The sequence below is a fragment of the Corynebacterium ulcerans genome (genome assembly GCF_000767685.1).
Taxonomy (GTDB): Bacteria; Actinomycetota; Actinomycetes; order Mycobacteriales; family Mycobacteriaceae; genus Corynebacterium; species Corynebacterium ulcerans.
In genome coordinates this window covers 1,744,404-1,757,582 of the sequence record NZ_CP009622.1, presented here as the reverse complement: position 1 = coordinate 1,757,582, position 13,179 = coordinate 1,744,404, and the positions used below count along the sequence as shown (strand labels likewise).

The window sequence follows — 13,179 nt, the reverse complement described above, 5'->3', positions numbered from 1 at the left end:
ATTGTTGTTTCGGTCCTTTCAGTTCATATCATGGTGTTTGCGCTGTTGTTTTAGATAGCCAGATGTGAATGCCAAGAAAATGATTGAGCTTGGCTGGGTTGGATATTTCTCAAAAAATAGCTGAAGGAAGAATTCTTTTACTGTGGCTCGTGACTATTACGCAATCCTTGGCGTCGAACGTGACGCCACTGATAACGAGATTAAGAAGGCATACCGCAAGCTTGCGCGTAAGTACCACCCGGACGTTAACGGGTCGGACGAGGCCGCGGAGAAATTCAGCGAGCTCTCAATCGCCCAAGAAGTGTTGTTAGACCCCGACAAGCGCCGCATTGTGGACATGGGCGGAGACCCCATGGAGCAAGGCGGTGGCGGAGGCTATGGCGCCGGCGGCTTTGGCGGTGGTGGCCTGGGCGACATCTTTGAGGCATTTTTTGGCGGTGCGGGTGCGTCGCGTGGCCCTCGCTCACGTGTTCAGCCAGGAAATGATGCTCTCCTTCGTTCCTCGTTGACGCTGGAAGAAGCATTTTCTGGTGTGAAGAAGCCCATCACCATTGATACTGCCATTCTGTGCGATCTGTGCGAGGGAACAGGCTCCAAAACCAAAGCAAAGCCGAACCCATGCGGTCACTGTGGTGGAACAGGTGAGATCCAGCAGGTCCAACGTTCCTTCTTGGGTAATGTGATGACTTCTGCCCCCTGCCCGGTGTGCCAGGGAACCGGCGAAGTTATTCCTGATCCCTGCGATAAATGCGCAGGCGACGGTCGTGTCAAAGCACAGCGCGACCTCGTGGTTAATGTTCCAGCAGGCATTTCCGATGGCATGCGCATTCGCATGGCGGGTCAAGGTGAGGTAGGCCACGGTGGTGGACCTGCAGGCGATCTCTATGTGGAGATTCATATTCGGCCGCATGCCGTGTTCCAACGAGAAGGAAATGACTTACATCTGACGGTTCATGTGCCCATGGTCGATGCTGCTTTGGGTGCTGAGATCAACGTGGAATCTCTGGACGGGAAAACCGTGGAGTTCACTATACCTGCAGGTACTCAGCCTGCTGAGCGTATTGTTGTGGAAGGCAAAGGAATGCCACAGCTACGCAACACAGGCAACGGAAATATGATTGCTCATGTTGACGTAACTGTGCCGACGGCGTTGGATGAGACGTCGAGAAGCTTGCTCACCCAGTTGCGTGAACACCGTGATGAGGTTTCAAAAGTCTCGCACGCCGAGGACGGCGAAGAGTCGCTGTTTGGCCGTATACGTAATAAGTTCCGCAGATAATGTGAGGAATTAACCTAATGTCGCTGCCCACCTTTGTGTACGACCTTGACTCTGTCCTCCAAGGCCAGCGCCCCCACCTTCCCCACGTGGGGGAGGCCGTTCGCTTGGACGGTGCTGAGGGGCGCCATGCTGTGAGCGTGAAGCGCATTGTTGTTGGGGAGCGTATCAAGCTTATCGACGCCCACGGTGCCCACGTTGAAGCGCTCGTAACGGAAACTTCTGGGAAAGACAAGCTCGCAGCGATCGTTGAAGCTAGCGGAATGCAGGAGCCTGCGACTCCGTCCGTCACAGTTTTCCAGGCAATTCCTAAGTCGGAGCGCTCGGAGTTGGCTGTTGACCTGCTCACCCAGGGGGGAGTGGATGCGATAGTCCCGTGGGAAGCCCAGCGGTGCGTTGCCAAATGGACGGGTGCTAAACGCGAGAAAAGCGTACACAAGTGGCGGGCGGCTGCGGTTGCGGCGGCCAAACAGTCACGGCGTTCTGCTATACCGACGATTGACTCTCCCGTCACTACATCGGAGTTGGCGCGGCGGCTGGCAACAGAGGGCTTTGACATGGTTTTGATGCTGCATGAGGATGCACAGCAGCCTTTTGCGGCTCTTCCGCTGCGTGAGGCAGCCTCGATTGCCTTGATTATTGGGCCCGAGGGCGGCATCGGCCAAGAGGAAGCCGCCGAGTTACAGGACGCCGGGGCGCTATTGACCAAGCTGGGGCCTGAAGTTCTGCGAACCGCCTCGGCTGGAATCGTCGCGCTTGCGGCAATCGGCGCACTGACTTCGCGCTGGTAGAATCCAGTACAGACAGATAACAACTAGAGATAGGTTGAATCAACACAGTGGCTAGTGAGCAACAAACCGTGCGGGTCCGCAGAGATGCTGGCATCATCACCAAAACTGTTGAACTAGATGAGCAGCACTCACAGACGGTGCTCGGGGTCACCGACGAGAACCTGAAAGTACTAGAGAATCAGCTCGACTGCTCTATCTTTGTTCGTGGTACCCAAGTCACGCTCACAGGACCTGATTATGAGGTCGCTCGTGCGGTCAAAGTACTCAAGGAACTGCAATCTATCGCTAGGCGGGGTCACGTGATTAGCCCGGCCTCCGTAAAACATGCCATAGGAATTGTGACGGTCGAGGCCCCCCAATCCGTGTCACAGGTACTTGCGAGTGACATTATCGCGCGCCGCGGAAAAGTGATTCGGGCAAAGACGCTAGGACAGAAACACTATGTCGATGCTATAGACGACAACACTATTGTCTTTGGCCTAGGGCCGGCGGGTTCTGGAAAGACTTACCTTGCTATGGCCAAGGCTGTCCAAGCGCTGCAAACCAAACAGGTCAGTCGCATCATCCTCACGCGTCCGGCAGTGGAAGCGGGGGAGAAACTTGGATTCCTTCCCGGAACCCTCAACGAGAAGATCGACCCTTATCTGCGCCCGCTCCATGACGCACTAAGAGACATGGTTGATCCAGAGATCATTCCGAAGCTCATGGAAGCCGGCATTGTTGAGGTCGCCCCTCTCGCCTACATGCGAGGCCGTACGCTCAACGACGCTTTTGTGATTCTCGACGAGGCTCAGAATACGACTGCGGCTCAGATGAAGATGTTCCTGACGCGTCTGGGGTTTGGGTCGAAGATGGTGGTTACTGGAGACATCACTCAGGTAGACCTCCCGGGAGGTCAAAAATCGGGCCTGAGACTGGTACGCGATATCCTTCGTGGCGTGGAAGACGTAGATTTCTGTGAGCTTACGTCAGCGGACGTGGTCAGACATCAGCTGGTGGGACGCATCGTGGAAGCCTACGACGACTATGAAGAAAACCTGGAGCGCGCGGCGCGGGCGCGTCGAGAAGCAGAAAGCGAGAGCTAAGTGAGCATCGAAGTCGTTAATGAATCAGGTTTCGACGGGGTGAATGAGGAAGCTCTTATCGACGTAGCCACGTTTGTTCTGGGAGAGATGGATGTGCACCCAGATGCGGAAGCCACCATCTCTGTCGTCGATGTTCCCACCATGAGTGACCTTCATGTGCGCTGGATGGACATTGAAGGCCCCACGGACGTGATGAGTTTTCCCATGGACGAGCTGACCCCCGGGATGGGGCGTCCCGACGCCGGCGCCCCAGGACCCGCCCTGCTCGGAGACATTATCCTCTGCCCGGATTTTGCGATGAAACAGGCAGAAAAAGCTGGGCATGACCTTGGTCATGAGCTCGCGTTACTCACCACTCACGGGTGTTTGCATCTTTTGGGCTACGACCATATTGAGCCTGCAGACGAGCAAACGATGTTTTCTCTGCAAAATGAGCTGCTATCCGACTGGTATGCGTTCTGTAAAAAGCGCGGCGTGGAGTTTCAGCCAAAGCCTTCCAACGCTGGGGCATTCCCCACAGCTGCAGAACGGGCTGAGCTAGACAAACAGGTGCCCGGTGGCGGTATACCCGCTATCGGAGAGCCACGATGACCCCCCTCATATGCGGGGTTGCGACTCTAGGCGCGCTTCTTCTCTCCGGTTTTTTGGGTGCGGTGGAAGCCGCTGTCAGCTCAATCTCTGTGGCGCGGGTTGAGCAGATCAACAAAGACACGGAGTCACGTGCTTCGCGCACATTATTGCATGTGCTGGACAACCGTGCCGAACACATCAACCTCCTTGTTTTATTGCGCACGCTTCTCGACGTCACCGCGGCTGCCTTCGCGGCACTGTTAGCCATTGACCTCATTGAATCAAGCGCGTGGGCACTGACTGCAGCGATTGTTGGGGTATCGCTTATCACGTTTACTGTCATCGGGGTGTTCTCCCGGACTGTAGGCCGAAAGAACCCCTATACAGTCTCTTTATCCTCCGCATGGTTACTCAGAGCGCTATCCGCAGTCCTGGGACCTATCCCGAGGCTGCTCATCAAGATCGGCAATATTATTGCGCCCGGACCGGGGTTCCAAGACGGACCGTATTCCACCGAGGTGGAGTTGCGCGAAATGGTCGATATAGCCCAGGAACACGGAGTCGTGGAGATTGAGGAACGGCGGATGATTCAATCCGTTTTTGACCTTGCTTCTACCACGGCTCGCTCAGTCATGGTTCCGCGTACAGATATGGTATGGATCGAATCCGGAAAGACCGCAGGGCAAGCAACGAGCCTGTGTGTGAGATCAGGATTCTCTCGGATTCCCGTGATTGGCGATACCGTCGATGACATCATAGGGGTGGTCTTTCTTAAAGACCTCGTGCAACGAACGTACTATTCCACAGATGGCGGGCGCAGCGTTACCGTCGACGAGGTCATGCGACCAGCGACTTTTGTCCCAGACTCTAAAAACCTTGATACTTTGCTGCATGAGATGCAGCGCGATCGTAACCACATCGCCATGCTTGTCGACGAGTTCGGCGGGATCGCCGGCCTGGTATCCATCGAAGACATTTTGGAAGAAATCGTCGGTGAAATTGCGGATGAATACGACGACCGAGAAATCGCCCCGATTGAGCGTCTTGATAACGAGTCTCTGCCTACGTATCGCGTAGTCTCACGCCTTTCCTTGGAAGACCTGATCGAAACCATCAAGGATGACCTCGGAAGAGAAATCGAGTTCTCCGAAGACATCCGTGACCAGGTGGACACAGTGGGCGGTCTTATCGCATATGAAATGGGCCGTGTTCCTCTTCCCGGGTCTGTAGTAAGCACGAGCGCAATCCAACTACGCGCAGAAGGCGGACGGGATCGTCGTGGGCGGATTCAAGTAAGGTCTGTGGTCGTCTCAGTTTTGCCAGAAGATCCAGATGTGGAATCACCCTGACACGCCACGCGGGGGTACAACAAGTTTGTAATCTGTTGCGCTACGCGCATGATTAAACACATGAATATCCTCTCCATTCAGTCTCATGTCTCGTACGGCCACGTGGGGAACTCGGCCGCCGTTTTCCCGCTACAGCGCATCGGTCACGAAGTCTGGCCCGTCCACACGGTGAACTTTTCCAATCACACTGGCTACGGCGAATGGGGAGGCGAACTGATCCCTGCGTCACAGGCTAAAAGCGTGATCGATGGCGTCGCCGCCCGTGGGGCTTTTCCCCACATTGATGCGGTGCTCTCTGGCTACCAAGGTGGCTCAGATATCGCAGACGTGATCATTGACACCGTTGCACAGATTAAAGCAGCAAACCCCGATGCTCTCTATGCGTGTGATCCTGTGATGGGAAATGCCAAATCGGGTTGCTTTGTTTCAGAGCTCATCCCGCCACTTCTGCGCGACCGTGTAGTACCCGTCGCAGACATCATTACCCCCAACCAATTCGAGTTGGAGTACCTCACCAAGGTCCCCGCACATGACCTGGACTCCACGCTAGAAGCCGTTGCAGCCGCTCGAGACATGGGGCCAAACACCGTCTTGGTGACCTCGGTGCGCAGGCCGGAAACTCCTGCCGACGCCATCGAGATGCTCGCTGTCGACGACAAAGGTGCGTGGCTCGTTCAGACCCCATTCCTGGACTTCAAACGCAATGGTTCAGGTGACGTCACCGCTGCATTATTCACAGGTCACTACATCCGAGATCATGACGCTGCCTCGGCATTAGCCCGCACCGCATCGTCTGTTTTTGATCTTATTGAGACCACCTATCGCTCAGGCTCACGCGAGCTGCAGTTGATTGAGGCTCAAGAGGCTTATGCGAACCCTCGGATGCAGTTCACTGTGGAACAAGTCGGATAACTCGTGGGGAATTGCGCCGCGTAGTGTAAGAACGCTTGCCCCATGGCTTACTATGGGGAGAGATTAACTTTGGATTTCCCCACGTAGAAGGAGACAGGTGAGTTTCACCGAGACCCCCGAAGGATTCCGTTCGGGATTCATCAGCTTTGTTGGCCGACCTAACACAGGCAAGTCGACGTTGACCAACGCTCTGGTCGGCGAGAAAATCGCGATTACGGCTAACCAGCCAGAGACCACCCGCCATCCTATCCGCGGTATTGTGCATCGCCCCGACGCACAGATCATCGTGGTGGATACCCCAGGTTTGCACCGACCCCGGACTCTCCTCGGTGAACGCCTTAATGAGGTGGTCAAGGACACCTATGCCGATATGGATTTAATCGGCTTGACCATTCCAGCCGATGAGAAAATCGGTCCGGGTGATCGTTGGATCCTTGACGCCGTGAAAAAGGTTGCCCCCAAGACTCCGATCTTGGGCATTGTCACAAAGGCAGACAAAGTGTCCAGAGACCAGGTCGCGGTGCAGCTGATGGCGCTTCACGAGCTGCTGGGAGGGGAGAGCGAGGTCGTCCCAGTCTCGGCCGTCACAGGCGAGCAACGCGATGTGCTTCTCGATGTCATCACAGGGCTACTACCTGAAGGCCCAAAGTTCTATCCAGATGACCATGTGACTGATGATGACACAGAGACCCGCATCGCGGAGCTTATCCGCGAAGCGGCTCTTGCAGGCCTCAAGGATGAGCTTCCGCACTCTGTTGCCGTTCAGATAGATGAGATTCTGCCCAATGAGGAACGCGAGGATGTCTTAGACGTCCATGCAGTGATTTATGTGGAAAGGCCAGGACAAAAGTCGATCATCATTGGTAAAGATGGACGACGACTCGGTCGCATTATCCATAACGCTCGACCGGAAGTCATCAAGATTCTGGGACAGAACGTCTTCCTTGATCTGCGCATCAAGGTCTTAAAGAATTGGCAGCAAGACCCCAAGCAGTTGGGACGACTAGGCTTCTAGTGCGCCGAGACAGCTATCGGGAACGGGCCTTGGTGGTTCGTACTTACGATTTTGGGGAGGCCGACCGCATCGTTGTCCTCCTCACCCGTGGCCGAGGCATTGTCCGCGCCGTAGCCAAAGGAGTGCGACGGGCGAAAAGTCGTTTCGGCTCGCGCTTACAGCCTTTTGTCGAGCTTGATGTTCAACTCTATGTCGGAAGAACGCTCGATTCGATTACCTCAGCGGATACCGTGGCATACTTTGGCTCGCAGCTTATCGACGACCCCACCCGCTACGCCGCAGCCTGTGTTGTCTTAGAATCCGTGGAAAAGATGTCCATCGGGGCGGAGCCCCAGCTCTTTGACCTTGCAGTGGAAGCATTGCGAGGCCTGCAGACCACAGAACAACCGCTGTATGACTTAGATGCCTTCTTGCTGCAGGCCATGAACTTCGCTGGATGGGCACCTAGCCTTTTCGACTGCGCTCAGTGCGGGGCCTCCGGCCCTCATCATGCTTTTCACCCTGTCGCCGGGGGTGCCGTATGTGTGCACTGCAGGCCGCCGGGAGCCGTGGAAGTTGATCCTGAGACGCTGCATATGATGTGGCTGATGGCTGGGGGATTCCGGGAATCGGCCCTTTCCGTGGGGAATCAGGAGAGGTTTCTCCAGGCGCATCGGCTTGTGCGTTCGTATCTTTATTTTCACCTTGAGCGAGGGTTGGCAAGCCTCAATGTTTTGGATCAGGTCTGATGATGGCAGAATATAGGCCGTGAATCAGCTACCTGCGCCGCCAAATATTCCTGCGGAATTTCTTCCTCGTCACATTGCTCTTGTCATGGATGGCAATGGGCGCTGGGCTACCCAGCGGGGTTTGAAACGAACTGAGGGGCACAAGCGGGGTGAAGCCGTCTTGCTGGAGATGGTCGAGGCCTGCCTTGCCATGGGGGTTCCCTACCTATCGGCGTATGCATTTTCTACAGAGAATTGGCGGCGTTCCACAGATGAGGTGCGCTTCCTCATGGGATTTAACCGGGATGTTCTGCAGCGGCAAAAAGAAAGGTTGCATGAGCTTGGGGTGCGGATCCGATGGGCGGGGCGTCGTCCGCGTCTGTGGCGCAGTGTGATCAAAGAACTGGAATCGGCAGAAGAGCTGACCAAGAACAACACGAATATGACGCTCGCGATGTGTGTTAATTACGGCGGTCGCGCGGAAATCGTGGATGCAGCCAGGGAGATTGCGAGGCTCGCTGCCCACGGGGAGTTGCGACCACAAGATATTACGGAAGCAACATTCTCGCAGTTTCTCGACGAGCCAGATATGCCCGACGTTGATCTTTTTTTGCGACCTTCGGGAGAAAAGCGCACCTCGAATTTCCTGCTCTGGCAGTCGGCTTATGCCGAGATGGTTTATCAAAATAAATTATTCCCGGACTACACGGCGAATGACCTGTATTGTGCTGTGGAGGAATACGCCCGCAGGGACCGTCGGTTTGGAGGAACCAAGTGACAATCGACTCCACGCAGCCTACGGCTAAGCAGCTGAGAAAATGGCGCCAATATTTGGCCAATGAGCGTGCCGAGGCAGCTGTGTATCGTGAGCTTGCCAAAAGAAAAGACGGTGAGGAACGAGAGATTCTTCTTTCTATCGCTGAGGCAGAGGCTCGGCATGAGCAACATTGGCGTGATTTGCTGGGGGATGACGTCGGCATGCCGCAGCGCCCAGATCGTTCAACGCGGACTTTGGCTTTTCTTGCGGAGCATTTCGGCTCGGTATTTGCGCTTGCTTTGATGCAATCTGCAGAGCAACGAAGCCCCTACGCAGATGATGAGGACGCCACAGCGCAGATGAAAGCCGATGAAGCGATTCATGCTGAGATTGTGCGGGGTTTGGCAGCTCGTGGCCGGGAGCAGATGAGTGGCAATTTCCGTGCCGCAATTTTCGGAGCCAATGATGGACTTGTCTCTAATCTGGCTCTCGTTCTTGGCGTGATGGCCTCAGGGGTGAGCTCACATATTGTGTTGCTTACTGGAATATCTGGCCTATTATCTGGTGCTTTGTCGATGGGTGCCGGCGAATATATCTCAGTGAAGAGTCAAAACGAGCTTCTCGACGCCTCCTCGCCGCATCCCGGAACCAAATCAGTTATTCCGCAGCTTGACGTGGATGCTAATGAATTAGCCCTCGTTTATAGGGCGAGAGGCATGAACCATGAAGAAGCAGAAAATAAGGCTTCCGAGGTATTCAGGGTGCTAGAAGCCCAAGGAAATACAGGAAACGTGCCAGAAAAATATTTTGGCGAACTGCATGACTCCAAGGATCTCTCAAACAATGGGGCATGGTCCGCGGCGGTATCTAGTTTCCTATGCTTCGGAGCGGGAGCTTTGGTGCCGATTGTGCCATTTTTCTTTGGTCTATCCAGCGCAGCAGCAGGTATAACTGCCTTGATACTGGTGGGAATCGCGTTGATGGCAACCGGTGGTATTACTGGGATTTTGTCCGGGAAACCGCCACTGAAGCGAGCATTGAGGCAGCTGGCGGTTGGTTTTATCGCAGCAGCCGTTACTTACGCTTTAGGAAAGCTTTTCGGTGTGGCCTTAGGCTAAAACGCCAAAAGCGACCCCATAATCCAGATTATGGGGTCGCTTTTTGTATCTTATTAAGCGCTGAGCTTGCATTTCTGGCAGAGTCCGTAGATTTCTGCATCATGTCCTGTGAGCTCAAATCCGTGAGCGGCCGCGATCTCTTTGGCCCATTTCTCCACGGGGCCTCCGTCAATTTCTACGGTTTTGCCGCAATGCGCACACACCAGGTGATGATGGTGGTCGTTGCTGAGACAATGACGGTATAGGGTCTCGCCGTTGGACATATGGAGGACGTCGACAGCTTCAATGTCTGAAAGTGATTGGAGCGTGCGGTAGACCGTGGTAAGGCCAACTTTGAGGTCTCGCTTTGTAAGCTCTTGGTGAATGGCTTTGGCTGAGGCGAAGTAGTCAAGGTCTTTAAGGACGCTGACAACGGCGGTCCGTTGGCGAGTACTACGTACCCCTAGCTTGGGCACATTTCGGTCGATAGTGCGATTCATGTCTTGTCTTCCTTTCTCGGTAAGAACCGAGAGCGAAAAGCGGAATGCTTTTGGTCATGCACCCGCGGGTGGTGTGGCAGTTGTGGGAGGACAGCCAGGGCACATATTAAGGACTGGAAATGCCTGCTGGCTGCATTGGCGTTGTCAATAAGCTGTGAATTTTTCCTCCTAATGACAATATAGTCCATGTGGGGGATCTTTCATATTCGTGCACTAATGAAAAAAGCCAGTCTAAGGCCCTTAAAGAAGGACCTTAGACTGGCTTTAGTCGTCGGTTTGCTACGCCGACTGCTTATCAATGGCTATTTTTTCAAAAAGCCTAAGCGTTTGTTCCACAATGAGCATGGCTTCAGGTTGAAGCAAGCGATAGATGATCTGACGACCACGACGCTCGCTAGTAATTAACCCTGATTTCTTCAAAACTCGTAAGTGTTGACTAATCAAGGGCTGGCTGCACTTAAGCGCATCCACAAGTTCGAATACAAAATGATCGCGCTCCGCCAAGAGTCCAAGAATCTGGAGACGAAGAGGTGAATCAAAGGACCCAAACAACGATGCCACTCCCACGTAATCGAGGGATGGATCAAACGGCTGACCTACGCCAATGGCACGAGGGGTCTGCGCGTTGATCTGATCCGACGATGAAGCTATGAAAGTGGAAAGCCGCGGGCTACTGTCCATTTCCGCCTAACCTTCCTAATGTTCCAATTCTGATTTTTTCGTTTCATCTTGAGGGGATTGTGATGAACGAAACCTCAGAAAAAACCTATGTAGCAGTTATGCGACCTATGGTTCAACTATGCCACATTGTTTTTCCAACCTAAATTGCTTCACCCTAATTGGGTAGTGCAGTTGATTGACCAAATCGATTTTTTGCTGCATAGGGGAGCATCAAACTGGACGTGAGCGAGATGAATTAAATGGGTCAGACTGGCGGAAACTTCAAAATAAGACGCAGATTTGCAGCCTGGCATGGTTCTGCAAAACGTATTGCAGGAGCGGGGGAGGCTACGGTGTTGCATAGAGAGTTTTTTTCAGGGTTTACTAGTTGGAGTATCGATGTTTTTGAGCGTCGATAAGCCATGCCGGCTAGCCGTACTGGGTACAAAGCCATTGTGCCTAGGATCTATTTAAAGGAGTTGTTCAACCTCGTGGCTCAGAACAATGTCATCGACACCGTCGTCAATCTGTGTAAGCGACGTGGACTCGTTTACCCCTGTGGTGAGATTTACGGTGGAACGCGATCTGCATGGGACTACGGTCCGTTGGGCACAGAGCTCAAGGAGAACATTAAGAAGCAATGGTGGCGCACCTTTGTGCAAGGGCGCGCGGATGTGGTCGGTCTAGACTCTTCCATCATTCTTCCGCGTCAGGTGTGGAATGCATCCGGACACGTTGCAACCTTTACTGACCCTCTGGTGGAGTCTCTACACACTCACAAGCGCTACCGCGCAGACCACTTGCTTGAAGCCTATGAGGCAAAGCACGGACATGCCCCAGAAAATGGTTTGGCAGACGTGCCAGACCCGGAGACCGGGCAGCCCGGCAACTGGACTGAACCGCAAATGTTCTCTGGTCTGATGAAGACCTTCCTGGGGCCTGTGGACAATGAGCAGGGGTTGCACTACCTGCGTCCTGAGACTGCACAGGGCATCTTTGTTAACTTCAAGAATGTGATGACCACCGCGCGCATGAAGCCGCCGTTTGGCATTGCACAGGTGGGCAAGTCCTTCCGCAATGAGATCACTCCGGGCAACTTTATCTTCCGTACTCGTGAGTTTGAGCAGATGGAGATCGAGTATTTCGTCCCAGAGGATCAAGCAGACGAGAAGTTCCGTGAGTGGGTTGAGGCTTGTTGGAATTGGTTTGTGGACCTGGGTATTAACCCGGAGAATATGCGTCAGTTTGACGTGCCAGAAGAAGAGCGTGCGCACTACTCCAAGGGCACCATCGACATGGAGTATAAGTTCGGCTTCCAGGGCAACCCCTGGGGCGAGCTCATGGGTGTGGCAAATCGCACAGATTACGATCTTGGCTGCCACATCAAGGAGTCTGGTGAGGATCTAAGCTACTTCGACCAAGCGACCGGCGAGCGTTATGTCCCATGGGTTATCGAGCCTTCCTTCGGTCTGACTCGTGCGTTGATGGCCTTCTTGGTGGATGCATATTGCGAGGATGAAGCTCCCAACGCTAAGGGTGGCGTCGATAAGCGCGTAGTGCTCAAGCTGGATCCGCGTCTGTCTCCGGTGAAGGTAGCGGTTCTTCCGTTGTCTAAGAAAGACACGCTGACGCCTGTGGCGGAAGACGTTGCCGCCAAGCTGCGTAAGTTCTGGAATGTTGATTATGACACCTCTGGAGCGATTGGACGCCGCTATCGTCGTCAGGACGAGATCGGTACCCCGTTCTGCGTTACCGTCGACTTTGACACTCTTGAGGACAACGCGGTGACCGTTCGTGAGCGTGACACGATGTCCCAAGAGCGAGTAGCCCTTGATCAGCTTGAGTCCTACCTCGCAGCTCGTCTGCTTGGCTGCTAGCCTCATCTCTTAGATTCCCAGTTCACTACCGCTTATAAGGATTGAGTTCAATGGATTACACAGCTTGGGGAAACCGGGCTAAAGGCACCGTAGAGCTTCTCGACGACGCCAACAACACCCTAGCCACCTTCCCCGCAGATAACTGTGAGTCTGAGCATGTGAACGTCCGCGGAGTGGACTGGGTAGTGAGTCGATCGAAACAGCAGATCACAGCTCAGTTGCCTGACGGGAGCGCTTTTGTAGCGGATGCTTCACCAAAGGGCTTTGGTCGTGCCAAAGCTATCGATATTGATGCTGCTGGCCGTAAAATGCGCGCAATCAATGAAGACAAAAACGACTGGGTCTATGTAGACGCAGATCCAGAGGAGACCAAGCTAGGACAGTTCTCCGGGGGCAACAACGGTGTTCGGAAGAGCTATACCGAGTTCGAGCCAGCTAGCGCTTTGACCAACGATCAGAAGGCCTTCCTCTCCCTCGTCACGCGGACGGTTCTGGAGGCAAAGTTAAGCAGCTTTACTTTGATGCTTATCGCTTTCCTGATCCTGCTGATTCCCGTGGTTTTACTCTCGCTCCTCTAATCAGC

Annotated in this window: 14 protein-coding genes; 12 read left to right on the top strand and 2 right to left on the bottom strand. The window is 54.1% G+C overall.

Annotated elements, in window-relative coordinates; genetic code table 11:
* Positions 1 to 142: 142 nt before the first annotated feature.
* From dnaJ to CULFRC11_RS07915, 10 genes are all read left to right on the top strand, one after another.
* A complete protein-coding gene (gene dnaJ / locus CULFRC11_RS07960) occupies positions 143 to 1,279 on the top strand; it encodes a molecular chaperone DnaJ (RefSeq protein ID WP_014526081.1) in 1,137 nt (378 codons plus the stop codon).
* A 17-nt stretch (positions 1,280 to 1,296) separates the two neighbouring features.
* Positions 1,297 to 2,067, top strand: coding sequence for a 16S rRNA (uracil(1498)-N(3))-methyltransferase (locus CULFRC11_RS07955; RefSeq protein WP_023636072.1), 771 nt, complete (start codon positions 1,297 to 1,299; stop codon positions 2,065 to 2,067).
* Between the two features lie 47 nt (positions 2,068 to 2,114).
* A complete protein-coding gene (locus CULFRC11_RS07950; protein ID WP_013911981.1) occupies positions 2,115 to 3,152 on the top strand; it encodes a PhoH family protein in 1,038 nt (345 codons plus the stop codon).
* Positions 3,153 to 3,743, top strand: a complete 591-nt coding sequence (ybeY, locus tag CULFRC11_RS07945) for an rRNA maturation RNase YbeY (protein ID WP_023636070.1) — start codon at positions 3,153 to 3,155, stop codon at positions 3,741 to 3,743.
* Entirely contained in the window at positions 3,740 to 5,071 is a 1,332-nt protein-coding gene (locus CULFRC11_RS07940) for a hemolysin family protein (protein ID WP_023636069.1), read from the top strand. Before ybeY ends, CULFRC11_RS07940 begins: the two co-directional genes overlap by 4 nt.
* Before the next feature lie 60 nt (positions 5,072 to 5,131).
* Positions 5,132 to 5,983 (top strand): pyridoxal kinase PdxY, encoded by an 852-nt coding sequence (gene pdxY, locus CULFRC11_RS07935; RefSeq protein ID WP_031270469.1) that lies wholly within the window; start codon positions 5,132 to 5,134, stop codon positions 5,981 to 5,983.
* 97 nt (positions 5,984 to 6,080) lie between these two features.
* The gene (gene era, locus CULFRC11_RS07930) at positions 6,081 to 6,998 is read left to right on the top strand and encodes a GTPase Era (protein WP_013911977.1); all 918 of its coding nucleotides are present in this window, start codon (positions 6,081 to 6,083) and stop codon (positions 6,996 to 6,998) included.
* Positions 6,998 to 7,726 carry a DNA repair protein RecO gene (recO, locus tag CULFRC11_RS07925; RefSeq protein WP_013911976.1) on the top strand — a complete coding sequence of 243 codons (729 nt, stop codon included), beginning with the start codon at positions 6,998 to 7,000 and terminating at the stop codon, positions 7,724 to 7,726. The genes era and recO overlap by 1 nt, the downstream gene beginning before the upstream one ends.
* 85 nt (positions 7,727 to 7,811) lie before the next feature.
* On the top strand, positions 7,812 to 8,483 hold the full coding sequence (locus tag CULFRC11_RS07920) for an isoprenyl transferase (RefSeq protein WP_230478293.1): 672 nt from the start codon (positions 7,812 to 7,814) through the stop codon (positions 8,481 to 8,483).
* A complete protein-coding gene (locus CULFRC11_RS07915; RefSeq protein WP_023636066.1) occupies positions 8,480 to 9,580 on the top strand; it encodes a VIT1/CCC1 transporter family protein in 1,101 nt (366 codons plus the stop codon). Before CULFRC11_RS07920 ends, CULFRC11_RS07915 begins: the two co-directional genes overlap by 4 nt.
* A gap of 53 nt (positions 9,581 to 9,633) precedes the next feature.
* Here the strand turns inward: CULFRC11_RS07915 and CULFRC11_RS07910 are convergent, their stop codons facing one another.
* Entirely contained in the window at positions 9,634 to 10,059 is a 426-nt protein-coding gene (locus tag CULFRC11_RS07910) for a Fur family transcriptional regulator (protein WP_023636065.1), read from the bottom strand.
* A gap of 279 nt (positions 10,060 to 10,338) precedes the next feature.
* Positions 10,339 to 10,740 carry an ArsR/SmtB family transcription factor gene (locus CULFRC11_RS07905; protein ID WP_013911972.1) on the bottom strand — a complete coding sequence of 134 codons (402 nt, stop codon included), beginning with the start codon at positions 10,738 to 10,740 and terminating at the stop codon, positions 10,339 to 10,341.
* A gap of 470 nt (positions 10,741 to 11,210) precedes the next feature.
* Here CULFRC11_RS07905 and CULFRC11_RS07900 point away from each other — a divergent pair, with 470 nt between their 5' ends.
* A complete protein-coding gene (locus CULFRC11_RS07900) occupies positions 11,211 to 12,596 on the top strand; it encodes a glycine--tRNA ligase (protein WP_014836655.1) in 1,386 nt (461 codons plus the stop codon).
* A gap of 50 nt (positions 12,597 to 12,646) precedes the next feature.
* Positions 12,647 to 13,174: a hypothetical protein gene (locus CULFRC11_RS07895; protein ID WP_023636063.1), complete on the top strand. Its 528-nt coding sequence runs from the start codon at positions 12,647 to 12,649 to the stop codon at positions 13,172 to 13,174.
* The last annotated feature ends 5 nt before the right edge of the window (positions 13,175 to 13,179 follow it).